Source organism: Nonlabens sp. (assembly GCF_051251825.1).
In the GTDB taxonomy this organism is placed as follows: Bacteria; Bacteroidota; Bacteroidia; order Flavobacteriales; family Flavobacteriaceae; genus Nonlabens.
In genome coordinates this window covers 154,445-177,870 of sequence record NZ_JBPOGG010000001.1, presented here as the reverse complement: position 1 = coordinate 177,870, position 23,426 = coordinate 154,445, and the positions used below count along the sequence as shown (strand labels likewise).

At 36.6% G+C, this 23,426-nt stretch carries 24 protein-coding genes; 9 read left to right on the top strand and 15 right to left on the bottom strand.

Annotated features, from left to right (window positions below):
* Positions 1–26: 26 nt before the first annotated feature.
* From ACSHWW_RS00775 to ACSHWW_RS00745, 7 genes are all read right to left on the bottom strand, one after another.
* Entirely contained in the window at positions 27–1,241 is a 1,215-nt protein-coding gene (locus tag ACSHWW_RS00775; RefSeq protein WP_435680497.1) for an aminotransferase class V-fold PLP-dependent enzyme, read from the bottom strand.
* Positions 1,242–1,473: 232 nt separating this feature from the next.
* A complete protein-coding gene (gene sufD / locus ACSHWW_RS00770; RefSeq protein WP_435680496.1) occupies positions 1,474–2,787 on the bottom strand; it encodes a Fe-S cluster assembly protein SufD in 1,314 nt (437 codons plus the stop codon).
* 77 nt (positions 2,788–2,864) lie between these two features.
* Positions 2,865–3,617 carry a Fe-S cluster assembly ATPase SufC gene (sufC, locus tag ACSHWW_RS00765; RefSeq protein WP_435680495.1) on the bottom strand — a complete coding sequence of 251 codons (753 nt, stop codon included), beginning with the start codon at positions 3,615–3,617 and terminating at the stop codon, positions 2,865–2,867.
* A 28-nt stretch (positions 3,618–3,645) separates the two neighbouring features.
* Positions 3,646–4,044 carry a component of SufBCD complex gene (locus tag ACSHWW_RS00760; protein ID WP_435680494.1) on the bottom strand — a complete coding sequence of 133 codons (399 nt, stop codon included), beginning with the start codon at positions 4,042–4,044 and terminating at the stop codon, positions 3,646–3,648.
* A 22-nt stretch (positions 4,045–4,066) separates the two neighbouring features.
* A complete protein-coding gene (gene sufB, locus ACSHWW_RS00755) occupies positions 4,067–5,515 on the bottom strand; it encodes a Fe-S cluster assembly protein SufB (RefSeq protein ID WP_435680493.1) in 1,449 nt (482 codons plus the stop codon).
* Positions 5,516–5,576: 61 nt separating this feature from the next.
* Positions 5,577–5,966 (bottom strand): four helix bundle protein, encoded by a 390-nt coding sequence (locus tag ACSHWW_RS00750; RefSeq protein WP_435680492.1) that lies wholly within the window; start codon positions 5,964–5,966, stop codon positions 5,577–5,579.
* Between the two features lie 38 nt (positions 5,967–6,004).
* Complete coding sequence (locus tag ACSHWW_RS00745) at positions 6,005–6,334, bottom strand: HesB/IscA family protein (RefSeq protein ID WP_435680491.1); 330 nt, start codon at positions 6,332–6,334, stop codon at positions 6,005–6,007.
* A gap of 188 nt (positions 6,335–6,522) precedes the next feature.
* Between ACSHWW_RS00745 and thiL the strand changes: the two genes are divergently transcribed.
* Complete coding sequence (gene thiL / locus ACSHWW_RS00740; RefSeq protein WP_435680490.1) at positions 6,523–7,566, top strand: thiamine-phosphate kinase; 1,044 nt, start codon at positions 6,523–6,525, stop codon at positions 7,564–7,566.
* Here thiL and ACSHWW_RS00735 read toward each other — a convergent pair.
* Together ACSHWW_RS00735 and ACSHWW_RS00730 are read right to left on the bottom strand one after the other, a co-directional pair.
* Complete coding sequence (locus tag ACSHWW_RS00735) at positions 7,563–7,802, bottom strand: hypothetical protein (RefSeq protein ID WP_435680489.1); 240 nt, start codon at positions 7,800–7,802, stop codon at positions 7,563–7,565. The two genes, thiL and ACSHWW_RS00735, sit on opposite strands and share 4 nt — an antisense overlap.
* A gap of 92 nt (positions 7,803–7,894) precedes the next feature.
* Complete coding sequence (locus ACSHWW_RS00730) at positions 7,895–8,638, bottom strand: alpha/beta fold hydrolase (RefSeq protein ID WP_435680488.1); 744 nt, start codon at positions 8,636–8,638, stop codon at positions 7,895–7,897.
* Between the two features lie 71 nt (positions 8,639–8,709).
* Between ACSHWW_RS00730 and ACSHWW_RS00725 the strand changes: the two genes are divergently transcribed.
* Positions 8,710–10,056: a cytochrome-c peroxidase gene (locus ACSHWW_RS00725; protein ID WP_435680487.1), complete on the top strand. Its 1,347-nt coding sequence runs from the start codon at positions 8,710–8,712 to the stop codon at positions 10,054–10,056.
* A gap of 70 nt (positions 10,057–10,126) precedes the next feature.
* Positions 10,127–10,717 (top strand): TetR/AcrR family transcriptional regulator, encoded by a 591-nt coding sequence (locus ACSHWW_RS00720; RefSeq protein ID WP_435680486.1) that lies wholly within the window; start codon positions 10,127–10,129, stop codon positions 10,715–10,717.
* A 51-nt stretch (positions 10,718–10,768) separates the two neighbouring features.
* On the opposite strand, the gene ACSHWW_RS00715 is transcribed toward ACSHWW_RS00720, so the two are convergent.
* Positions 10,769–11,185, bottom strand: coding sequence for a hypothetical protein (locus ACSHWW_RS00715; RefSeq protein ID WP_435680485.1), 417 nt, complete (start codon positions 11,183–11,185; stop codon positions 10,769–10,771).
* Positions 11,186–11,311: 126 nt separating this feature from the next.
* Between ACSHWW_RS00715 and ACSHWW_RS00710 the strand changes: the two genes are divergently transcribed.
* Positions 11,312–12,235, top strand: a complete 924-nt coding sequence (locus tag ACSHWW_RS00710) for a histone deacetylase family protein (RefSeq protein WP_435680484.1) — start codon at positions 11,312–11,314, stop codon at positions 12,233–12,235.
* A gap of 1 nt (position 12,236) precedes the next feature.
* Here ACSHWW_RS00710 and ACSHWW_RS00705 read toward each other — a convergent pair whose 3' ends face one another.
* Entirely contained in the window at positions 12,237–12,665 is a 429-nt protein-coding gene (locus tag ACSHWW_RS00705; RefSeq protein WP_435680483.1) for a hypothetical protein, read from the bottom strand.
* A gap of 181 nt (positions 12,666–12,846) precedes the next feature.
* Here ACSHWW_RS00705 and ACSHWW_RS00700 point away from each other — a divergent pair, with 181 nt between their 5' ends.
* The gene (locus ACSHWW_RS00700) at positions 12,847–14,118 is read left to right on the top strand and encodes a cystathionine gamma-synthase family protein (RefSeq protein WP_435680482.1); all 1,272 of its coding nucleotides are present in this window, start codon (positions 12,847–12,849) and stop codon (positions 14,116–14,118) included.
* Positions 14,119–14,202: 84 nt separating this feature from the next.
* Complete coding sequence (locus ACSHWW_RS00695) at positions 14,203–14,745, top strand: hypothetical protein (protein ID WP_435680481.1); 543 nt, start codon at positions 14,203–14,205, stop codon at positions 14,743–14,745.
* A 304-nt stretch (positions 14,746–15,049) separates the two neighbouring features.
* Here ACSHWW_RS00695 and ACSHWW_RS00690 read toward each other — a convergent pair whose 3' ends face one another.
* A complete protein-coding gene (locus tag ACSHWW_RS00690; protein ID WP_435680480.1) occupies positions 15,050–15,694 on the bottom strand; it encodes a hypothetical protein in 645 nt (214 codons plus the stop codon).
* A 354-nt stretch (positions 15,695–16,048) separates the two neighbouring features.
* On the bottom strand, positions 16,049–16,924 hold the full coding sequence (locus tag ACSHWW_RS00685; protein WP_435680479.1) for a helix-turn-helix transcriptional regulator: 876 nt from the start codon (positions 16,922–16,924) through the stop codon (positions 16,049–16,051).
* Positions 16,925–17,112: 188 nt separating this feature from the next.
* Here ACSHWW_RS00685 and hemA point away from each other — a divergent pair, with 188 nt between their 5' ends.
* The 3 genes from hemA to ACSHWW_RS00670 all read left to right on the top strand — a co-directional run bounded on the left by hemA (position 17,113) and on the right by ACSHWW_RS00670 (position 19,949).
* Positions 17,113–18,369 (top strand): glutamyl-tRNA reductase, encoded by a 1,257-nt coding sequence (hemA, locus tag ACSHWW_RS00680; protein WP_435680478.1) that lies wholly within the window; start codon positions 17,113–17,115, stop codon positions 18,367–18,369.
* Between the two features lie 2 nt (positions 18,370–18,371).
* Positions 18,372–19,325 carry a hydroxymethylbilane synthase gene (gene hemC / locus ACSHWW_RS00675; protein ID WP_435680477.1) on the top strand — a complete coding sequence of 318 codons (954 nt, stop codon included), beginning with the start codon at positions 18,372–18,374 and terminating at the stop codon, positions 19,323–19,325.
* A gap of 63 nt (positions 19,326–19,388) precedes the next feature.
* Positions 19,389–19,949, top strand: coding sequence for a CvpA family protein (locus tag ACSHWW_RS00670; RefSeq protein WP_435680476.1), 561 nt, complete (start codon positions 19,389–19,391; stop codon positions 19,947–19,949).
* Between the two features lie 3 nt (positions 19,950–19,952).
* Here the strand turns inward: ACSHWW_RS00670 and ACSHWW_RS00665 are convergent, their stop codons facing one another.
* Positions 19,953–21,812: a SulP family inorganic anion transporter gene (locus tag ACSHWW_RS00665; protein WP_435680475.1), complete on the bottom strand. Its 1,860-nt coding sequence runs from the start codon at positions 21,810–21,812 to the stop codon at positions 19,953–19,955.
* Between the two features lie 3 nt (positions 21,813–21,815).
* Positions 21,816–23,423 carry a SulP family inorganic anion transporter gene (locus ACSHWW_RS00660; protein ID WP_435680474.1) on the bottom strand — a complete coding sequence of 536 codons (1,608 nt, stop codon included), beginning with the start codon at positions 23,421–23,423 and terminating at the stop codon, positions 21,816–21,818.
* Positions 23,424–23,426: the final 3 nt, after the last annotated feature.

Below are 23,426 nucleotides of genomic sequence, written 5' to 3'. Positions count from 1 at the left end.
TTAATAGCTAGCTCTCAAAGATAGTACTATGAAAGCATACGTACAGCACGTTGCAAAGCCTGTACCATAATATCTATTTCTTCTTTAGTATTATAAAACGCAAAACTTGCTCTTACCGTTCCTGGAATACCATAACGTTCCATGACTGGTTGTGCGCAATGGTGACCTGTTCTTACAGCTATACCTAATTTATCGACAATCGTTCCTATATCATAAGGATGTAATGTCGTTACATTGAAACTAATCACTGCAGCTTTGTCAGCCACATCACCTAGGATTTTGATACCATCTATGGTTTTTAATTGCTCTGTTCCATAAAGTAGTAACTCATGTTCATAAGCAGCGATATTTTCCATTCCTAGCTCATTGAGGTAATCCACGGCAGCTCCTAGTGCTATTCCACCAGCGATATTAGGTGTTCCTGCTTCAAATTTATGTGGTAATCCTGCATACGTGGTATGCTCAAAAGTTACCTGATCGATCATCTCGCCACCACCTTGATATGGTGGTAATGCATTTAATGCTTCTTCTCTACCATAAAGAATCCCTATTCCCGTTGGACCACACATTTTGTGACCCGACATGGTATAGAAATCTGCTCCTAGCGCTTGCATGTCTAGTTTCATGTGACCACAGGATTGTGCGCCATCAATTAAAGTCATCGCACCATATTTGTGAGCACATTTTATAATTTCTTCTACTGGATTAGTGACTCCTAGAGCATTTGACACGTGATTTACAACTACAAAAGCTGTTTTATCATTCAGCAATTCTTGATAAGCTTGCATATCCAGCTGACCACTGTCTAGAACTGGAATCACCTTTAAGGTTGCGCCTACTCGTTCACAGAGCATTTGCCAGGGAACGATATTAGAATGATGTTCTACCGCACTAACAATAACCTCATCACCTTGCTTTACAAAAACGTGTGCTCCACTAGCTACAGCATTAATAGAATGTGTGTTCCCAGAAGTAAAAATCACTTGCTTAGCCTGCTCGATATTAAAAAAAACTCTCACTTTTTCTCTCGAGGCTTCAAAAAGGTCTGTGGCTTCTTGACTCAACGCGTGCACACCACGATGGATGTTTGCATTATACATCGAGTAATACTCTACGATTTTATCAATCACCTGTTGCGGTTTTTGAGAAGTCGCAGCGTTATCAAAATAAACTAACGGCTTACCATTTACCTCACGTTTAAGGATAGGAAAATCAGCTCTTATTTTTTGAATATCTAACATAATACAAAGGTACGATGTGGACTTTTAAAGAGGTGTTTTTTAAGGAATTATTAAAATTCCTATATCATCAACAATCTAATAAACCAAAAACATATGTTTTCGACAAAAAATGCCTCATCAAAAGACAAGGTATTTTTTAAATAATAAATTAAGCGGACTTCGAGAACCTCAGTCCTCAATTATCAGTCTAAATCGAGCATTGAGGTTCTCGAAATGCGACTCTAATTACTCTCTACAAATCAAACCCAATCTCTACATTCAGCTTTTTAGCAATTAACTTAGTAATACGAGATTTTATTTCTGGGATTTTTACGCTTTCTAGAACGCTGTTTGCAAAAGCAAACATTAATAAAGCACGTGCTTCTTTCTTAGGAATCCCACGAGCTTGCATATAGAATAAGGCATCTTCATCCAGTTGACCTATGGTACAACCGTGTGAACATCTTACATCGTCTGCAAAAATCTCTAGTTGTGGCTTGGCATTAATCGTTGCTTTATCACTTACTAGAATGTTATTGTTTTGCTGGAAGGCGTTAATCTTTTGTGCTACTTTATCTACGAGAACTTTACCGTTAAAAACACCTACAGCTTTATCATCAAAGATTTGTTTGTATTGCTGGTAACTTTCACAATTCTCGGCAGTGTGATGAACTAGTGTAGAGTGATCTACATGTTGTTTTCCTTCTATAATGGTTACACCATTAAGAATAGAATTACAGTGCTGACCACGCTGGTAAAAATTCAAGTTATTTCTTGTCAACGCTCCTCCAAAAGAGAACGTATGTAATCTCACTTCACTATCAGACTGTTGCTCTACGCTGGTGTGATCGATAAGCGTTGCGCTTAAATGGTCGTTCTGGATTTTATAGTAATCCACCATAGCACGTTTATTTGCATAAATCTCAGTCACACTATTTGTGAGAACTTCATTATCGCTTAAACTCTGGTGGCGTTCTATAATTTGTACTTGTGAATTCTCGCCTACTACCACAAGGTTACGTGGTTGCGTCATTAACGTACTCTCATTTCCTGTTGAGAAATAAACTATCTCAATAGGCTTTTCTACCGCAGTATTCTTCCCTATGTGAATATATGCGCCTTCTCTAGCAAATGCCGTGTTCAATGAAGTTAATCCATCTTGCGGAGCTAATTTGTTATAATAAGTTTCAATAACGGGACTATACTTTGGGTTATTGAGTGCACTAGACATTAAACAAACGTCAAATTTATCATGTGTGGTTTGAGATAGATGCGAACTATAAATTCCATCTATGAAAATCACTCGGTAAGCATCTATTTGATGAATCAGATATTGTTTTATATCTGCATAAGCGATAGAAGATTCCTTCTTAGGAAACAAACTATAGTCTTTGTTAAAAACAGACTTCAGCGATGTGTATTTATATGCTTCTTCTTTGCGCTGTGGAATGCCCATTTTCTCAAATGCGGCTAGTGCTTCGTTACGCACGCCGTGAGCATATGTTTCAGTATCAACCTCGTTTTCAAGGGCGATAAAAGAAGATAATATTTTGTCTTTAAAACTCATGTGTTGTTGTTTTCACGCTTTCGCGAAAGCGTAATAAAAAAAGTGCTCTAATTAATACTAGAACTTCAAGTAGAAAACTATGCCTCTACTTCTTCCTTAATCCAGTCATAACCGCGCTTCTCTAATTCTAGAGCAAGTTCTTTACCACCAGATTTAACGATACGTCCTTGATACAGTACGTGAACAAAATCAGGAACGATATAGTCTAACAAACGCTGGTAGTGAGTGATCACAATCGTAGCATTATCCTTGCTACGTAATTTGTTTACACCATTTGCAACGATACGTAATGCGTCGATATCAAGACCAGAATCTGTTTCATCAAGTATAGCGAGTTTAGGCTCAAGCATGGCCATTTGAAAAATCTCGTTACGTTTCTTTTCTCCACCAGAGAATCCTTCATTTAAAGAACGTGATAAGAACTTGCGATCTATCTCAAGCATCTCACTCTTCTCACGGATCATCTTTAACATATCACCAGCCTTCATTGCTTCCTTACCTTGAGCTTTGCGCGTCTCATTAATGGCAGTTTTCATGAAGTTAGTTACTGATACTCCAGGGATTTCAATAGGGTACTGGAATGATAAAAACACACCTTTGTGAGCTCTTTCTTCTGGATCCATTTCTGAAATATCCTCGTTTTCTAACTCAATAGATCCACCAGTCATTTCATATTCCTCACGTCCTGCAATAACGTTTGCAAGCGTAGATTTTCCAGAACCGTTAGGTCCCATAATCGCGTGAACCTCTCCAGCTTTTACTTCTAGATTAATTCCTTTTAAAATTTCCTTATCCTCAATAGAGGCTTGCAGGTCTTTTATCTTTAACATAGCTGTTATTTAACTTCTTGTGTCTGTATTAATTTATAGGCGCAACCACCGCAGCACTGCTCGCTGGAGTTACTTCTAGTATTTCTTTAATGATAACCATTTCATTCCATCCTTCTCCAGTTTCCTGTTTTAAAGGATTAGGAACGACTTCTCCTTTAATAATCACGTTTACCATATCAAACTCAGTTTGCTTAAGTGGCACGGCGAGATCATTCAGTTCTTTCATTTTATCATCGATGCGCACGGCATAGATTTCGTTTTTTGTAGTAAGAACAGCAGCATCTGCTAGGTAAATAAATTCGCCTTTAAAGGTGTTTTTATCTTCTGCTACGGTCGCTGTTCCTTCAGCAACATCTGCTGGGTTTTCTTGATTTTTACAAGCGATAGTCGCTATCGCAATAAAACATAAAACGAGAATACGTTTCATAACTAAATAAATTTGAATGGGTTTATCCTACTGATCCTTCTAGGCTGATTTCAAGTAATTTTTGAGCTTCTACGGCAAATTCCATAGGTAGCTTGTTCAACACCTCTTTTGAGAATCCATTTACAATTAATGCAATCGCTTTCTCTGTATCGATTCCACGCTGGTTACAATAGAAAATCTGGTCTTCACCTATTTTACTAGTTGTTGCCTCATGTTCCACCTTTGAAGTACTGTTGCTGTTCTCTATATATGGGAAAGTGTGTGCACCACATTCATTACCCATTAACAAACTATCACATTGAGAAAAGTTACGAGCATTTGTAGCACGTGGCGTAATCTTTACAAGTCCTCTGTAAGAGTTCTGCGATTTTCCAGCGCTTATTCCTTTGGAAATAATAGTCGATTTAGTGTTCTTCCCTAAATGGATCATTTTAGTTCCCGTGTCTGCTTGCTGATAATTATTAGTTACTGCAATAGAATAAAATTCTCCTACTGAGTTATCTCCTTTAAGAATACAACTAGGGTATTTCCATGTTACAGCACTACCTGTTTCTACTTGAGTCCAAGAGATTTTTGCGTTTTTCTCACATAATCCACGCTTGGTCACAAAGTTAAAAACACCACCTTTACCTTCGGCATTTCCAGGATACCAGTTTTGCACAGTAGAATATTTGATCTCTGCATCATCAAGTGCGATTAACTCTACACATGCTGCGTGCAATTGATTCTCGTCACGACTAGGTGCGGTACAACCTTCTAAGTAGGATACGTAACTACCTTCGTCTGCAATAACGAGTGTTCTTTCAAACTGTCCTGTTCCACCTTCATTAATACGGAAGTACGTAGAAAGTTCCATGGGACATTTTACGCCTTTAGGAATGTAACAGAAAGATCCATCAGAGAATACCGCACTATTTAAAGCAGCATAATAATTATCGCTTTGTGGGATAATCGTTCCCAAGTATTTTTTTACTAATTCTGGGTGCTCTTGAATCGCCTCAGATATAGGACAAAAAATAATTCCTTTCTCACCTAGTGTTTTCTTAAATGTAGTTGCTACTGATACTGAATCAATAACGATATCCATTGCCACACCAGCAAGTTTCTTTTGCTCGTCTATAGAAATACCTAGCTTTTTAAAAGTCTCCAACAATTCTGGATCTACCTCATCGAGACTATCATATTTAGGCTTAGAATTAGGCGCGCTGTAATAGGAAATCGATTGTAAGTCTGGCTTTTCATAAGTCACGTTTGCCCAATCTGGCTCTTCCATTTCTATGAAAATACGGTATGCTTCCAGTCTCCAGTCCAGCATCCATTGTGGTTCATTTTTCTTTGCAGAAATAATGCGTATCACATCTTCACTTAACCCGATAGGGATTTTGTCAGATTTAATATCGGTATAGAAGCCGTACTCGTACTCTTTATTCTTGAGTTCTTTTTCTAATTCTTCTTCTGTGTACTTTGACATTCTAAATTAGTTTAAGGATGAAAGTTTAAAGTTCAAGGTTGAACAAAAAAACTTACTAGTCCTATTTAAATTTATTTCCTTTTAAATCACTCTCTTTTAGATATTTCATAAAAGACTTTGTTCTACGACTTAGAGTAAGGCATTTATTTAATATCATTTCAAATGTTGCTCGATCACAATAATTGCGATCAACAACTCTATACATTTGAGATCTCGTTTCTCCTATGGAGGCTTTAGAAATTGAAAGAAATTGATGGAATTCTTTATTTCCACCTCTTTCAAATCCTTCAGCTATGTTATCCATAGCAGATCCACTTGAACCATCAATCTGTGAGTAAAGTTTAAAATCTTTCCTCAGTTCACTATTCCTAGAAATGTTTTGGATATCATTAGTTATTTCTCTAGCTAACTGCCAGATCTCTAAATCCTCAAACCTTTCTATTTTTCCCATTTCAACTTTAAACCTTGAACGTTAAACTTTGAACTGTTTTACAGAGAAAAACTTTCTCCACATCCACAAGTTCTTTGTGCATTAGGGTTGTTAAATACAAATCCTTTACCGTTCAATCCACCGCTAAATTCTAGCGTCGTTCCTACTAAGTATAAAAAACTCTTTTTATCCACCACAATGCGCACATCGTTTGCTTCAAAAACTTTATCTGTGTCTGTAGTTGCTTTATCAAAAGTCAGGTCGTAAGATAATCCACTACAACCGCCACTTTTCACACCTACGCGCACATAATCTTGATCTATGGCAAAACCGTCTTCGCTCATTAAAACAGCGAGCTTCGTTTTGGCAGTGTCTGATACGTTTATCATATGCTTAAAATTCCTTATTTAAAATGACTACAAATATACAACAGCGATTTTTGAACCTCGCGGTTATCAATTTATAAAACGCATGATTGTATGGTGAATCTCTATAGTTTAACAATTCTTTATAGAAATTGAGTATAAACCTAGCATTTACAATAGATTAGAATAAGATTTCATTGTAATTTTGCAACATGATAGAAGATAAAAATCCGCAACGCACATCGATTGAAAATTTAGGCGAGTTTGGCCTTATAGATTACCTTACTAAAAATGTAGAAATCACTCAAGACTCTACTAATAAAGGAATAGGTGATGATGCTGCCGTGATAAAACACACAGAATCCACTGTGGTAACTACAGATATGCTCGTGGAAGGAATTCACTTCGACCTGAGTTATGTGCCTTTAAAGCATTTAGGTTACAAAGCGGTAATGGTAAATCTATCTGACATTTATGCGATGAATGCTGTCGCAACTCAAATCACAGTTTCTATCGCGATGTCTAATCGTTTTCCAGTAGAAGCAGTTGAAGAGTTATACGACGGAATTAAACTTGCTTGTAAAATTTATAATGTCGATTTAATAGGTGGAGACACTACGGCTTCTCAAACTGGTTTAGTCATTTCAGTAACTGCCATAGGAGAACAAAAAGCAGACGATATCATCTATAGATCAGGTGCTGGAGATGGAGATTTACTGGTCGTGACTGGAGATGTAGGCGCTGCTTATATGGGATTACAAATTCTAGAACGTGAAAAAGCAGTTTATAAAGCAAACCCAAACAGCCAGCCGGATATTGAAGCATACAGCTATCTGCTAGAAAGACAATTAAAGCCTGAGGCACGCAAAGATCTTGCAAAACTACTTTCAGACCTTGAAGTAAAACCTACCAGCATGATTGACTTATCAGACGGTTTAAGTTCTGAAATTATTCATTTATGTAAGCATTCTGAAATAGGGATGAAAGTCTATGAAGAAAAAATACCGTTAGATCCTACCGTGATTACGGCTTGTGAGGAATTTAATTTAGACAGTACCACAATCGCATTGAGTGGTGGCGAGGATTATGAAATATTATTTACGGTAAAACAAGAAGATTTTCCTAAGATTAAAGCAAATCCTAGCTTGAGTATTATAGGTCACGCAGTACCTCAAAATGAAGGAATTCATTTAATCACTCGATCTGGTGAACAAGTTGCAATTAAAGCAATGGGATGGAATAGTTTTAAAGACTAAAGACTTAATTCTCTACGATTCTTTTTAATAGCTAATTGATTCAGCGCGCGATTAATGCGAGAATACTGATCACTTAACGGCACTAAATTTCCATAAATATTTGTGGTCATTTGTTTACCACACTTAGTACAACACATTTCTTGAACGCGTTCATTAACTTGATGGGTCACTTTTAAATTGTGACCCGTAAAACTGCAAATTGCAGCAGCTTTGATAGGGGAAAAATTCTTGGACATAGAGCCTGTAATTTGGTACAAATCTGATTTATACCTGTTTAACACTGGCTAATGTAGATTAAGTTTTTTAATTTATCGATAAATAACACTAATTATTCGATGAAATGCATGTTTTGTATTAGTTCACTAGGATGCGTGAGTAGCAGCATATGGCCACCAGCGAGTTCTACACCGTTAAAATTAAAAGCACTCAACTCCTTTTCAATGAGTGATTTATCAATTACTGCATCACGGTTTCCATAAATATATTGAATGTTTAGATCCTTATCTAGAAGTTGTGACGGTCGGTCTCTCATAGCTCTCAATGCAGCGAGCACACTTTCTAGCGTCATACTTTTACCCATCGCTTTCATCTCTTCAATGATTTCTTTATATAACTCGTGTTCTTCTCTAGTAAACAGATTGTTAATAGCCATGGAAACATAAGCATTTTGAAATCTATCGATTAATTCTATAGCTCGATTACGCATTTGTTTGCGTGCTGGCAGGTCTGAATTTGCTATACTATTGACCATGGTTAAAGAATGGAGATGTTGTGGATACGCTTTCGCAAAAGCGGCTCCAACATAACCACCCATACTATGACCTACAAAATGAACTTTTTCAATAAAATATTGCTTGAGATACTGCGATATCTCAAAAGATAATTCCTCTATAGAATAATCGCTTACAGATGGTGATTTTCCATGTCCAGGAAGCTCCACCATGAGCATATCATAGTTGCTTTCTAATCCTGAAACCACAGAATTCCACTGGCTTTTACTGCCTAAAAATCCATGCAATAGCAATGCAACGGGTTTACCTGTAGATTGAAAAGAATAGGTCATTTTCCACATATGTGCAAGATAATATCTAGGCTGCTCTATATCGTAAAATTTTGTTAATTTTACTTTTGCAAATTCATTTCATGAAACAACTCTCCTTACTCTTTCTATTAAGCATTATGTTGATCTCGTGTCAAAATGATATCGATGATTATCAAGTCGCAAAATCTGAACTAGATATAAGACTGGAAGGATTATTACTAGAAAAATCTGAAGGTCAAGGAATCAATTATTTCATCCTGCCAGAAAGTGATGATTATAATTCCATCCCACAAGACCCATTAAATCCTATAACTAGAGAAAAAGTAGCGTTAGGAAAATTATTACTACATGAAACAGCGTCTGGTGGAAATCCTAAAATGGATGTGATGGCAGGAACTTATGCGTGCGCATCTTGTCATCCAGTAGCTTCTAGTTTCTACTCAGGCCGCAGACAAGGAATAGGTGAGTGTGGTAGTGGTTTTGGAGCTGCTGGTGAAAGTAGATTTTTTGACATAGGTGTTCCATTAGACTCTATAGATTTACAACCTATACGTGTTCCTACTTTATTAAACGTAGCTTATCAAGATGTTGCGCTATGGAATGGAATGCTAGGTGGCACAGGAACTAATGCTGGTACACAAGCGCAATGGGCATCAATTCCTGAAAATAATTTAGGTTTCCAAGGTCTTGAAATTCAAGGAATGGTAGGCCAGGATACTCATAGACTTCAAATAGATGAGAACTTTGTAGATACTTACGGTTATAGAGAATTATTTGATAGAGCATTTAGTAATACACAAGCATTTGAAAGATATTCTAAAAAGACAACCGCACTCGCGCTAGCTGCATATAATAGAACCTTGTTATCGAATCGTGCGCCGTGGCAAGATTATTTAAAAGGAGATTATGCTGCGTTAAGTGAACGAGAAAAACGTGGCGCAATATTGTTTGCAGGAAAAGCGCAGTGTATGAACTGCCACACAGGACCAGCATTAAAAGATCAGGAATTTCACGCTTATGGTTTTGGACATTTTGACGATAGTAATAATGCGGTGGTTCTCGATGATGCTGGATTTGATGCTGTAAAAAAAGGTCGTGGTGGATTCACAAATAATCCTGCCGACGATTATAAATTTAAAACGCCTACTCTTTATAATTTAAGAGATGCATCCTTCTACGGTCATGGTGGAACATTTAATAGTATAGAAGAAGTAATTCGTTACAAGTTATCACATCAATTACAAGACACAAGCGTTCCTTTATCACAAATCGCAACCGAAAAAGGAGATGTTGTACTTACTGAAGTTGAGATTCAAGATCTAGTTTTCTTTATAGAAAATAGTCTTTATGATTCTTACTTATCTCGATATGTACCAGAATCAGTCTTATCAGGCAATTGCTTCCCAAATGCCGATGCACAATCCAAACTTGATCTAGGTTGTGAGTAGTTCATAACTCTGTGGAAATCTGAAGTTGTGAGACTTACAAATGTGAAATACCAAGTGGTATCTTTACGTTATGAGAAATCCACAATTGACTAAAGAGATTATAATCAAGCACAGTGCTGACCTATTTAACGCTAGAGGTTATAAAGCAACGTCACTCAGTGATATCACTACAGCTACTGGTTTTACTAAAGGTGCTATTTATAAACACTTTAAAAATAAAGAAGATCTGGAGCAACAAGCATTGCGCAGTTTGAGTAAGCAAATGTTTGACATTATCAACGCAGACATTAAAGCGACAGAAGGTTTTCAATCCAAAATAGAAGTCGTTTTCAATTTTTTTGAAAATTATTTAGAGAATCCACCTTATGCTGGTGGTTGTCCATTAATGAATAGTGCTTGTGAAAGTGATGATCTTGATGCTGGATTACGACAGCAATCTTTTGGTATGTTAGTCACTTTCAAAACGACGATTCAAAGAATTTTTGACCGTGCTCTAAAAAAAGGTGAACTAAAAGCAAAAACTGATACAGACGAACTCACACATGTTATTATAGCCACGCTAGAAGGCGCCATCATGATGAGCAAATTAGAACGTAATAATGAGGCGTTGAAAAAATGTGTTTCTTACCTAAGGAAAGTGATCGATGGGATAATGAAATAAAAAAAGCCGCTAATTTGATTTAGCGGCTTTTTCGTAATTGACATTTTGAATTTACTTCAGCAAAGCCTCAGCTTCATCAATGACTCTTAGAGTACGTACTTTGAGTTCTTCAATCTCATCATGTTCTTCTTGCAGCATATTGAGCTTTTGTTGAACAGCCTCTGGATCCTCAGGAAGTTTGAAATCATAAGGGAACTTTTCAGAATAGTCTCTCATCCACACCATCATATCATCATGCGCTTTTTGAAGTTCGCCTTTTTTTGACATGATTACATCTGTATTTGTTGAGTCCATTTTTTGAGATAATTGATTGCTCAAGTCCATGAGATCGCCCATTTTAGGCATGATGACATCATGTGCTTCCATAGCTTGTTGTTTCATGCTTTCAAAAGCAACTTGCTGTTCTTTTAATTCCTCATTACAAGAGACCAAAAGTAAAATCGCCATTAAAGTATATAGTGTTTTCATAATTATTGAATTTAATACTACAAAGATAACATTAGGATTTGAGCCCTAAATGATAATCATCATAAAACCTGATTGTAATTTGCAACCGTTTTCGCCTACTTATATTTGCATTGCAACTGCTCATTTATGTTTCCCATAGCTTTTCATTCCATATATAAACATCCGCTGCCAGATGGTCATCGATTTCCTATGGTAAAGTATGAATTGTTACCACAGCAGTTATTACTTGAAGGAACCGCTATTAAAACAGATTTTTTTGAACCCAGCAAACTATGTGAAGATGTAGATGTATTGCGCGTTCATACTCAAGAATACTTGAACAATCTCAAAACTTTAAATCTGGACCGTAAAGCGGCTCGCAAATTAGGATTTCCTTTGAGTGCACAACTCGTCGAGCGTGAATTGCGCATTGCTCAAGGAACCATAGAAGGTTGTGAAAAAGCTATCAATCATGGTGTTGCTATGAATATTGCTGGAGGAACGCACCATGCCTACACAGATCAAGGCGAGGCTTTTTGTCTACTAAATGACCAAGCTATCGCTGCGAGATATTTGCAACATCATGGACTTTCAGAAAAAATTCTCATTGTCGATTTAGACGTTCATCAAGGCAATGGCACGGCCGAAATATTTCAAAACGACGATAGTGTTTTCACCTTTTCCATGCACGGCGCTGGAAATTATCCTTTTAAAAAAGAACTATCAGACCTCGATATTGCTTTGCCAGATGGCTGTGATGATGATCAGTATCTCAACGAACTTAAAAACACGTTGCCGGACTTGATCGCTCAACAAAAACCTGATTTTATATTCTATTTATGTGGTGTAGATGTAGTTGCAACAGACAAACTAGGTAGACTAGGTATGAGCTTGAACGGTTGTAAGGAGCGCGATCAGTTTGCTTTATCCGCTTTCGCGAAAGCGAGAACACAAAAAAATAACCGCATCCCAATACAGTGTAGTATGGGCGGCGGTTATTCTCCTGATATTAAAGTAATAATTGAAGCGCACTCCAATACTTTTAGAGTGGCACGCGATGTGTTTTTCTAGATTATCGCAACCATGCTTTGGAGCTAGCACTACGAGCAAATAGCCAAAGGCAAATTGATAAAATAGGCACACTTAAAAAGAAAAATTTATCTGCTGTGCTGATAATTTCCCAAGCACCATTATAGACATTAAAACAAGTTGTTATGATAACTGCAAATAGAGAAATTAAAGACAGTAAAACAGCAAGTTTTCTTTTAAACAAAAGCATGATACACGCTAATAATCCAGCGAAAACAGCTATTCCATAAATATACATGTACCAACTGGGTCTTGAAAGGTATAACTCTTGTTGTTGATCATTCATTTGATCTAAAATCAAATCAGAAGCAGCCATTTCTGTGGACCAGGCACCTATTCCCATAAGATTCCATAAAAGAAAAATAATAGCAAGTACCCAGAACCAGGCTTGCGGTTTTGAACTGTAAGGCATAATTAATTGGTTTATTGGTTAGGCTTAAATTTAATAAAATTTTAAGAATTAATGTGTAAGTCTTTAATTACATAATCTTCAACTCTAGTGGCTCGTAATTATAGTATCAAAAATAATAAGCTACGAAATCGATTGAATCCTCAAAAAAAAGTAAATTGTCACAGTTTTAAACTGTCTAGTTATGAAAGATTCTATGAAGCCAGAAAGCCTGATGATGTCTTATGGTTACAAACCTGAACTGTCTGAAGGTGCTATTAAGTGTCCTATATTTTTAACATCCACATTTGTCTTCAAAACTGCCGAAGAAGGAAAGGCATACTTTGAGCTAGCTTATGGAAAGCGGGAAAAACTTCCCGGTGAAGAAATGGGATTGATTTATAGTCGTATCAATAATCCAGATCTTGAGATTCTTGAAAACAGATTGCGTTTATGGGATCAAGCAGATGATTGTGCGGTTTTTGAAAGTGGAATGAGTGCGATTTCTACAGTTCTTATGGAATTCTTAGAGCCTGGTCAGGTGTTGTTATACAGCTCACCAACATATGGTGGAACAGATCATTTTATCAATCATTTCTTGCCTAAATATGGAATCCATACACTAGGTTTTACATCAGGAATGAGTAAAGAGGAAATCATTAAGCTAGTATATGATGCTGGTTATGAAAATAAGGTAGCATTAATGCACATAGAAACTCCTGCAAATCCAACTAATTCACTCATAGATATCACAATGTGTCGCGAGATTGCAGACCATTTTTCAACTGAGGAAAAACCAGTGCTGGTAGGTGTAGATAACACTTATATGGGACCGTTATGGCAGCATCCTTTACAGTTAGGCGCAGATATTGTTATGTACAGCGCGACTAAATATATAGGTGGACACAGTGATTTAATCGCTGGTGCCGTTCTAGGAAATGCTGAGATTATGCAACGTGTAAAAGTGTTGCGTACCTTCTTAGGAAATATGGCTTCTCCACATACTGGATGGATGTTAATGCGCAGTCTAGAAACTTTAAAAATACGCATGGAACAACAGCAACGCAATGCGATAGAAGTAGCAAACTTCTTAAAAGATCAAGAGAAAATAGCAAAACTGAATTACCTAGGATTAATTAAGCCCGATTCTCCAGATTATACCATTTATAAAAAGCAATATGATGGACCTGGCGCTATGATCAGTTTTGAAATAAAAGGTGGCGAGAAAGAAGCTTTTAAATTTTTGAATTCTTTGAGGTTAATTCGTCTTGCGGTAAGTCTAGGTGGAACTGAAAGCCTGGCAGAGCATCCACGCTCAATGACTCATGCTGGAGTAGATGAAGAACACGCAGAGGCGATAGGTGTCACACATGCTCTTGTCCGTTTATCCATAGGTGTGGAGAACAGTGATGACCTCATTGCCGATGTGAAGCAAGCACTGGAGGCAGTGGTAATTTCAGAAAATGTAGCGGTTTAGTTGTAAACGAGTGCTTTTGGCATTTTCTTTGCCTAGTGTACTAAGAATTACTACAACACGTTATACCATCAAATGAAAATTACATTGAAAAAGTATCTTTTTGCTATTGTGATATGCTTTGCTATTGTAGCTCAAGCACAAAATAGTCCATCAGAAAACACACCTCAACAAACCTGCGAATTGCAACTAGCCAAAAAACTAGAGTTTATGCTGGATGGTTCTTTTGCACATGAGAACGTACTTTTTAAAGAGATTGCAAAACTTAGACCTTGTGGACTGGATGAGTTTGATGTGAACTTTTTCGGTAATATGGATGTGTTTAATACTATGCTGGCTCGTATTTCTAAGGAAAAACAAGTCGAGCAAATGACTTTTAATGATATTTACACTGAAATTGTAAAGTTCAAAAAAGCTGATGTCTATAAGGAAATCCGTGAAGTGACTCTAGCTAGTCAGCAATTAGGTGAAACGACAGGAAATATCAAAAACTGGGCGCAAGATCTGGCCATTTTTGAAGACTTAGGAGCTTCTCAAGCTGTGATTGACAACGTATATAATTACTTAAAAGAGCATCCTGAAAATGATAAGACTTATAAAGAGATTTTAGAGCTGTTGAAGAAGAGGTAGTTTTTAAATCTTTCAGTTTATAGTCTGCAGTAGGATGTCTTTTTGAATACTTAATATCGATTAAGGAAAATGGAATGATGAAATTTTTATCCATTGCCATCACCAGCAGATTCTGAAACCTGCTGGCAGGTAGGTAAATTCAGAATGACAGCTCAAACTTTTAATTCTATACCTTAAAAGCATTTCCCTTTGTGAAGGGAAAACAGGTGGACGACAAGCTCAGCAACGCTGAGTGAGCCACAAAAAGGGTTCTGCTACATTAAACCGAAACTTTTCCCTAACCCTAAAGGGTAAGTTTCTATAATCAATTCAATAAATTAGCATTTGCTAAGGATAAATCATCCTTAGTAATTTGATTATTATCCTTCATTTCCTGTAAAATACTTTGCAGCTCTTTATCTTGAGCAAAGCGGTATAGTACACTTTTATATGCTTCTTTACATAATGAATCTTCTTTTACAGGAAGACCATGCTCTTTTATGTAGGGCAGTGCCTTTTTACGAACAATAGAATCAATCTCAAAAAATGCCATCCACTTTTCTTCTACTATGTCTGAAGTTATTACTTCGTAAAACTTATCCTCATTTAAAACTATTTGTTGCTCACCCAAGTGTCGTTTGCTTAAATGATAAAATTGTTGAACTAGCGAATCTTTTGGGCTTTTAGTATCTCGTTGTCTTCTGTGACTAAAACTTATATAAGTTGCCAAATTTTCATCGTACCGATTAATTGATCGATTGTTTTCCGTTTTATGATTTTTATAATCTTTTATTATTTCAGGCAATTTACTTTTCAAATAATTACTATATCCATGTTGTCCTTCTTCAAACTCATCATTTAAATTAACCCAAAACTCGCATTCATCAACAATAGAAACTTCTGTTTTTAATTCAGATTTACAACTTAGCAATAAAACAAAACAGATAACAGTAAATTGAAAAGCTCTCATAAAAAGTTGGTTTCTATTTAAACGATTGTAATTTGGTAGTTATTATATAACAATCAAAAGCATTTCATAATCAGCAGATTACTTCGTCGTTGCTCTCCTCGTAATGACAGGTTCAATTATTATTTTAGTGAATACTAAAAACTCACAGCTTAAAAACTAAACCAACTGCCTACTCACGTTTTAAAGCGCAGCGCAAAAAACGAACCTGCTTACTGCCTACTTACTCAAAAACTCAAAGACTCAAAGCTCAAAAACTCACCAACTAAACCAACTGCCTACGACCGTTTAAAAGCGAAGCGCAAAAAACGAACCTGCCAACTGCCTACTTTTACTCAAACACTCACAGCTCATAAACTAGTTCCCAGTCAAATACTTCTTAGGCGTTGTTCCATACTTCTTTTTAAAAGCGCTTATAAAATGACTTGCCGTGCTGTATCCTACTTTTAAACCTACTTCGTTGACGTTATGCTGGCCGCTATCGAGAAGCTGGCGTGCATAATCCATTTTGTGCTCGAGTAAAAAGCCATAAACTGTATCGCCATAAACTTCTTTAAAACCTTCTTTGAGTTTTTTGAGCGATAATCCTATTTCCATAGACAACTCACTCAACGATGGCGGATTCGTCATGCGGTCTATGATGATTTCTTTGGCCTTTTTAATCTTGCGCATGTTTTCTTCATCCACGAGAAATGGACATGCTTCCACATCGGCATCTTCTGGGCTGTTGAAGTAGAGCGACATTAATTCATAAGATTTCCCTTTAAAGTACAATCTCTTAATCGCATCGTTCAGGTTATAATTCATGAGCTGGTGTAATGCTACAGCCATAGAAGGAGAAATACTGCCATCTACGTAGTATTTTTTGTCCTTATTCTCGGCACTTAAAAAACTCACATGTTGCGCGTCTGGTGAGAAAAGAGAATGGAACTTTTTAATAGAAACTAACACACAAATAAACCATGTATGACCTTTTAAATTTAGGTTTATAGGTAAATCTCTAGATGGATTATACAGCAAGTAACTATTTTGTTCTGAAAGACTTAGCTTATAACTTCCTTCATTAAAAGCCAGTTCTACTTCACCTTTTAAACAAAAATGAAACTGGATATAACTGTTATCCACATCGTGATGAAAATGAGCTGTATCATCTGTTTCATTCTTCAAGCGTACTACTTGAAATCCTTCCTCAATTAAGGTAACCTCAGCGGCACCTCTAGCGATGTTTTCCATAATCAATCTTATTTATAATTACTCTAAATAGATGTGTTACGCTTTCGCGAAAGCGATGCTATAACCCATTATCAGTACAAAGTAATAAGTTCCGTTACAAAAGTAACTCATTGCGTTTAAAAAGGAACCTGTGGCGTTATTATAAATGCTTAATCTCCCATAATTTTGTTACTCATTAGTGAATTAACATGGCGGCAGTTCAGCCCAAGCATTTTTCATTTTACAGTATAGGTCTCAGTTATCGCAAAGCCGATGCAGAGATGCGTGGTCTATTTTCATTAAATGAAGAGGCGATCGATGCGTTGTTGCAAGAAGCCAAAGAAGAAGGAATTCCATCACTAGCGGTCATTTCTACCTGTAATCGTACAGAGTTATATGGTTTTGCAGAGCATCCATATCAATTAATACGGCTGCTGTGTGAGCATTCTCAGGGAACTGTAGAGGAGTTCCAAAAAATCGCATACATCCAAAAGAACGATGATGCCTGTCAACATCTTTACACCGTAGGCACTGGACTGGACAGTCAAATTTTAGGAGATTTTGAAATCATAGGTCAGTTGAAAATGGCTTTTAAACGTTCTAAAAAACTGAACCTGATCAATACGTACATGGAGCGATTGCTTAACTGTGTGATTCAAGCTAGTAAACGCATTAAAACCGAAACTGAATTGAGCAGTGGAGCCACATCAGTAAGTTTTGCCAGTGCTCAATATATTCTAGAAAATTACCCAGCGAGCGGTCCTTCAAAAAATATATTACTTTTTGGAACAGGTAAAATAGGTCGCAATACCTGTGAAAACCTAGTTAAACACACGGTAAATAAACAGATTACGCTTATCAACCGCACCAAGCAAAAGGCAGAAGTAATTGCTGGAAAATTTGATCTTGTTGTAAAAGACTTTGCAGAACTTGAAGAAGAAATTGCAAATTCAGATATTATCATAGTCGCTACTGGAGCGCAAAAACCTACTATTTCTAAGCAAGTTATTCATACTAGTAAACCGCTATTAATTCTAGATTTATCTATTCCTAAAAACGTAGATGACAACGTTAAAGAACTCGATAACGTTACTTTAATTCATCTAGATGAGCTATCTAAAATAACGCATAAGACACTTTCAAATAGAGAGAATTTTATTCCTCAAGCAAGAGAAATTATCGCAACCATCCATGCCGATTTTAAACTATGGATAGAGTCGAGACAGTTTGCTCCTACTATGCATGCTTTAAAGACTAAACTTTCAACACTTAAAGATGCTGAGATTAAAAATAGCCGTACTAAGTTTGACGATTTTAATCACGAGCAAGCAGACGTTCTAGCAGATCGCATTATTCAAAAAATTGCAGGGCATTTTGCAAACCACTTGCGCAATGAAGATGAAAGCACTGAAGAGGCCATAAATCTTCTCAACAAGGTTTTTAAACTGGAAGAATTAAGCAATTAATTATGAGTCTTAAAATAAGAATAGGAACACGCGATTCTCAACTAGCGATGTGGCAGGCTACCACAGTACAATCACAGCTAGAAGCACTAGGTTTTGATACCGAATTATCTCCCGTGAAATCTCAAGGCGATCTCAATCTCGATGAGCCACTTTATGAAATGGGAATCACTGGTATATTCACAAAAACACTAGACGTTGCACTCGTTAAAGGTGATATAGACATTGCAGTGCACAGTCTTAAAGACGTGCCTACTCAATTGCCTAAAGGTATGGTGCAAGCCGCTGTTCTAGAGCGTGCTTCACAAAAAGATATTCTAGTCTATAAATCAAATTTTAATCCTGACGAGGCGATGACAATCGCCACTGGTAGCTTGCGTCGCAAAGCACAGTGGCTCAATATGTATTCTCAACATAAAGTGGTGGATTTGAGAGGAAATGTAAACACGAGACTTTCAAAATTGCACACTAATAAAGATTGGAACGCAGCAATTTTTGCCAAAGCTGGCCTAGACCGCATAGGATTACTAGCCCAGTTAAAAGGTAATTACGGCTTTGAATATTCTGATCTCGATAGTTTTGTTCCAGCACCAGCACAAGGCGCTATGATGGTTGCAGCGATGGGAAATAACACAGCAGTACTTGATGCAGTGCATCAACTTAATAATGCGCAAACCCAATTGTGTGTAGATATAGAGCGTCGTTTTTTACGTGAGCTAGAAGGTGGCTGTACTGCTCCTATAGGTGCGATTGCTCAAATTCATAATGATCATATTCATTTTACAGGTTGTCTGCTTAGTATCGATGGTAAAGAACGTATTGATGTTCAAGATCAAATATCGTTACAGGAAACAAATGATGATAATGGTCTCGCTTTCGCGAAAGCGCAATCTGAAAAAATCTTCTCAAAAGGAGGAAAAGCCTTAATGGCACGTATAAAATCTGAGCTGGAATCTTAAAATCTCAATCCTTTTTTAATTCAAAATTGTTGAGTTGTATCGCATCTCATTATATTTGAGCTTATGAATTGGTTAGATATTGTTATTTGTATAGTGTTGTTGGTTGGTCTTTGGAAAGGTTATCTCAATGGCTTTTTTGTAGAACTCACTTCTTTACTCGCTTTAATAGCAGCAATTTACGGAGCTATTTACTTCTCAAATTATGCTGGTGACTGGTTACGCAAGCAGTTTGAATGGGAAGAGACTTATATCACCATAGTAAGCTTTATATTGACATTTGTGGTCATCATTTTTGTAATAAGTTACGTAGGTAAATTAGTTACTAAGTTGATGAAAACTGCTAAGCTAGGCTTCTTAAACAAGCTTGCTGGTGGCGCATTTGGACTGATCAAAATGGGCTTTCTAGCAAGTGTCATCTTAATGTTTATTAAAACAGCCAGTGGCGAGTTTAATCTCTTAGGAGATAAAACCACAGATGAAAGTATAGTCTATGAACACATTGAGCCACTAGCTCCATTCTTATTACCTAAAATCCTCGCTGAGGCCGATCGTGTAGATCGCAGAATACGTGGTGATCGAGATGAAAATGAAACGCAAGTGGATTCTACTAGCACTTCCTGGTAATCATTAAACTTCCAAGGCGCTAGGAATGGTGTCCTCTACATTTTCTTTAATCCATTGTAAGCACTCCTCATAGTTTTCAAATAGATGTTCTTCACCTACTAAGTCTGGGATAATGTCTATGGCGCTAAATCTATATTCTGGTTGTTCTTGTACTCCTACTAATAATGGCGTTACTCCGCGTTTTACAAGTGCTTGTAAAACGTCTTCAAATGCAAACAATCCAGATTGATCTATGAATGGCACTTTTTCCATACGTATCATGGCATGCGTTGCATAATCAGGCACATCTCGTGACATCGCTTGAAACTCTTTAGTGTACCCAAAAAAGATAGGTCCATTCAATTCTTTAATAAATATCTCTTCTCTCAATTCTACTGGAATTCTTGAATAGTCAACGTGATCCTTCAGATTTAAATCTGTAAGAGTTTTAATTCCTGATTTCATGGAATTAACATCACCCATTTTTTTCATGAATACAAGACTAGCGATCACTAGACCTATTCCTACAGCATACACTAAGTCCCATGATACAGTAAGTATTAAAACCACCAGCATGATAAACACATCACTTTTAGGAATAGAACGTATCACTTTCAGACCTTTATAATCCATTACACCTATACCAACTGTAATCAATATACCTGCAAGAACCGCACTCGGAATTTCAGATGCTAATGAGCCTAAGGCTAATAGTATCACAAGTAGTAGAACAGCCGCAATCATACCTGATAGTTTAGTTTTACCACCACTATTTATATTAACTACAGTTCTTATGGTAGCTCCAGCTCCTGGAATACCGCCAAAAAATGCTGCAATACTATTACCTATTCCTTGACCTATAAGTTCTTTGTTAGGATTGTGTTGCGTTTTTGTCATATTATCTGCAACGACACTGGTTAACAAAGAATCTATGGACCCTAAAAAAGCTAACATAACAGCAGATAATATATATGGCCCAACTTGTTCTAAATTGAATCCGGTGATGATTTCATAATTAAATGGCGGAAACTCAGATGGAATTTCTCCGATGGTGCGCACTTCTAGTTTTAACAAATAACTAGCGAGAGTAACTCCTATCAAAGCAATTAAGGTAGATGGAATAGCCGTTGTGATTCTTTTAAATCCAAAAATGATGGCTATGGTAATGAGTGCTAACCAGAATTCTGGCCAGTTGATCTTTCCTATGGCTTGCGGCAACATTTTAATGGCACCTATAACTCCACTACTTGAGCTTTTTGCAAGTGTTTGAGATTCTGTTCTTACTTGCTCGGGTGTGATCTTTGCGGCTCTAGAAATCGTTTCTTCAAAATCCTTTAAAACTAGAAGTTCCTTGTCAGCCTCTTCTTCTAGAATATTGTTCAGAATTACTTCGTTAGCCTGGTATTTAAAGGTGTTTACATATTCATCATCTTCAGCAGGATAATAGCCTATCGCTGGTAAAATTTGAGTTAATAAAATGATGATACCTATTCCAGTCATAAAACCCGATACCACAGGATAAGGAATATATTTAATATACTTCCCAAGCTTGAGTGCACCTAATAGAATTTGCGCCAGTCCAGCAATAACAAACACAGCAAGAATGGCAGGAAGAGCGTCTGCTATAACGCCATCATTTAATTGAACAATTCCTGCAATAATTACTAAACTTACTGCCGTCATAGGCGCAGTAGGTCCAGATATTTGAGTGTTTGTTCCACCAAATAAGGATGCAAAAAACCCTATAAAAATGGCGCCATACAATCCAGCAATAGCTCCTAAACCAGATTGCACACCAAAAGCTAGTGCTAATGGTAATGCGACAATACCAGCTGTTAATCCACCAAATAAATCTCCTTTAAGATTAGAGAATAGGTTCTTCATATTTTATGATTTTACCCTAAATTTCTTCACTTTAGGTCTTAATGTAAAGAAATCTATATAACTCTCTGGATTCTCAACGATCCCACGTTCAGAGACTAGTTTTATATTAATATTTCTTTCTTTAGCTTTAACTGCAAAGTCTTCTAAAATCTCAATAATATCGTGATCTAAAGATCTCGTTTTTCTTACATCGAGTTCTAAGAAAGAATTCTCAGGCAAGCGGTCTAGTTCTTTAAGGATAGTAGCTTTATTAAAGAATGAAACTTCCTCAGCAAGAGTCATTTTAATTTTTCCATCATCTACATCTTCTCCTTCTTTATGCAAGAAGTGAGAATTTTGGTAACTTTTAATAAGCGTGATAATAATTCCAACTACTAGCCCTATTCCTATTCCCCATAGTAAATCTTTAAATACAATTCCTATAATAGTTACTAAGAAAGGAACCCATTGTTTCCAACCTAAGCTGAACATTTGTTTAAAAGTAGAAGGCTTAGCTAGTTTAAAACCAACTATAAATAGAATGGCAGCTAGAACCGATAATGGAATTTTATTAAGTAATGTAGGTATTAAAATAACAGCGATAAGCAGTAAAAACCCATGGACAATAGCAGATAGTTTAGTTCTTCCACCTGATTGAATATTTGCAGAACTACGTACAATCACTTGAGTAATAGGTAAACCACCTATCATTCCTGAAATCATATTTCCAGTACCTTGTGCAAATAATTCTCGATTAGTAGGTGTTACATTTTTTTGAGGATCTAATTTATCAGTTGCTTCTACACATAATAGAGTTTCTAGTGATGCAACAAGAGCTATTGTAAAACCGGTAATCCAAACAGCCGTATTATTTAAAGCAGAGAAATTTGGAAAACTAAACTGACCTAAGAAACTATCAAAATCATCTGGTACAGGAACGTCAACCAGGTGTTCTTTAGTAATACCTATAGAAGAATCCTTAGTTACCACAAAATATATTATCCCTATAACTACCGCAACTAGTGGACCTTGAATAAGAGTAAATATTTTACCTTTATTAGAAAGTACATTAGACCAAAGCAATAAAATAGCCATTGCAGCTACAGCAATAATTGTAGCTCCTATACTGAAATTACCACTTATTAAAGCATTTATTGATTTGAGCAGCTCTGTCAGCGTGTTTTCACCATCTAATTGTAAAAAGGCAAAATCTCCTTGTGGATCTTCATCCATACCAAAGAAATGTGGTATTTGTTTCAAAATAATAATAATTCCAATACCGGTAAGCATTCCTTTAATTACAGAAGATGGGAAAAAATATCCTATAATTCCTAGTCTAGCCACACCAAAAAGCACTTGAATCAATCCACCTAATACCACAGCGACTAAAAAGTCTTCATAACCTAAAGTAGTAATAGCTGTCATTACGATTGCGGCAAGTCCAGCAGCTGGACCACTTACTCCTATTTGAGAACCACTTAATGATCCTACCACGATACCACCTATAATACCAGCAATCATTCCAGCAAATGGTGGCGCACCACTAGCTAGAGCAATTCCTAAACATAAAGGAAGTGCCACAAAAAAGACTACAATACTTGCAGGTAAATCTTTATTTAAATACTTAAACATATT

Bases quoted from the DNA above. Each gene is read 5' to 3' on its own strand.
- ACSHWW_RS00775 (WP_435680497.1), bottom strand. From the start codon at position 1,241: ATGTTAGATATTCAAAAAATAAGAGCTGATTTTCCTATCCTTAAACGT.
- sufD (WP_435680496.1), bottom strand. From the start codon at position 2,787: ATGAGTTTTAAAGACAAAATATTATCTTCTTTTATCGCCCTTGAAAAC.
- sufC (WP_435680495.1), bottom strand. From the start codon at position 3,617: ATGTTAAAGATAAAAGACCTGCAAGCCTCTATTGAGGATAAGGAAATT.
- ACSHWW_RS00760 (WP_435680494.1), bottom strand. From the start codon at position 4,044: ATGAAACGTATTCTCGTTTTATGTTTTATTGCGATAGCGACTATCGCT.
- sufB (WP_435680493.1), bottom strand. From the start codon at position 5,515: ATGTCAAAGTACACAGAAGAAGAATTAGAAAAAGAACTCAAGAATAAA.
- ACSHWW_RS00750 (WP_435680492.1), bottom strand. From the start codon at position 5,966: ATGGGAAAAATAGAAAGGTTTGAGGATTTAGAGATCTGGCAGTTAGCT.
- ACSHWW_RS00745 (WP_435680491.1), bottom strand. From the start codon at position 6,334: ATGATAAACGTATCAGACACTGCCAAAACGAAGCTCGCTGTTTTAATG.
- thiL (WP_435680490.1), top strand. From the start codon at position 6,523: ATGATAGAAGATAAAAATCCGCAACGCACATCGATTGAAAATTTAGGC.
- ACSHWW_RS00735 (WP_435680489.1), bottom strand. From the start codon at position 7,802: ATGTCCAAGAATTTTTCCCCTATCAAAGCTGCTGCAATTTGCAGTTTT.
- ACSHWW_RS00730 (WP_435680488.1), bottom strand. From the start codon at position 8,638: ATGTGGAAAATGACCTATTCTTTTCAATCTACAGGTAAACCCGTTGCA.
- ACSHWW_RS00725 (WP_435680487.1), top strand. From the start codon at position 8,710: ATGAAACAACTCTCCTTACTCTTTCTATTAAGCATTATGTTGATCTCG.
- ACSHWW_RS00720 (WP_435680486.1), top strand. From the start codon at position 10,127: ATGAGAAATCCACAATTGACTAAAGAGATTATAATCAAGCACAGTGCT.
- ACSHWW_RS00715 (WP_435680485.1), bottom strand. From the start codon at position 11,185: ATGAAAACACTATATACTTTAATGGCGATTTTACTTTTGGTCTCTTGT.
- ACSHWW_RS00710 (WP_435680484.1), top strand. From the start codon at position 11,312: ATGTTTCCCATAGCTTTTCATTCCATATATAAACATCCGCTGCCAGAT.
- ACSHWW_RS00705 (WP_435680483.1), bottom strand. From the start codon at position 12,665: ATGCCTTACAGTTCAAAACCGCAAGCCTGGTTCTGGGTACTTGCTATT.
- ACSHWW_RS00700 (WP_435680482.1), top strand. From the start codon at position 12,847: ATGAAAGATTCTATGAAGCCAGAAAGCCTGATGATGTCTTATGGTTAC.
- ACSHWW_RS00690 (WP_435680480.1), bottom strand. From the start codon at position 15,694: ATGAGAGCTTTTCAATTTACTGTTATCTGTTTTGTTTTATTGCTAAGT.
- ACSHWW_RS00685 (WP_435680479.1), bottom strand. From the start codon at position 16,924: ATGGAAAACATCGCTAGAGGTGCCGCTGAGGTTACCTTAATTGAGGAA.
- hemA (WP_435680478.1), top strand. From the start codon at position 17,113: ATGGCGGCAGTTCAGCCCAAGCATTTTTCATTTTACAGTATAGGTCTC.
- hemC (WP_435680477.1), top strand. From the start codon at position 18,372: ATGAGTCTTAAAATAAGAATAGGAACACGCGATTCTCAACTAGCGATG.
- ACSHWW_RS00670 (WP_435680476.1), top strand. From the start codon at position 19,389: ATGAATTGGTTAGATATTGTTATTTGTATAGTGTTGTTGGTTGGTCTT.
- ACSHWW_RS00665 (WP_435680475.1), bottom strand. From the start codon at position 21,812: ATGAAGAACCTATTCTCTAATCTTAAAGGAGATTTATTTGGTGGATTA.
- ACSHWW_RS00660 (WP_435680474.1), bottom strand. From the start codon at position 23,423: ATGTTTAAGTATTTAAATAAAGATTTACCTGCAAGTATTGTAGTCTTT.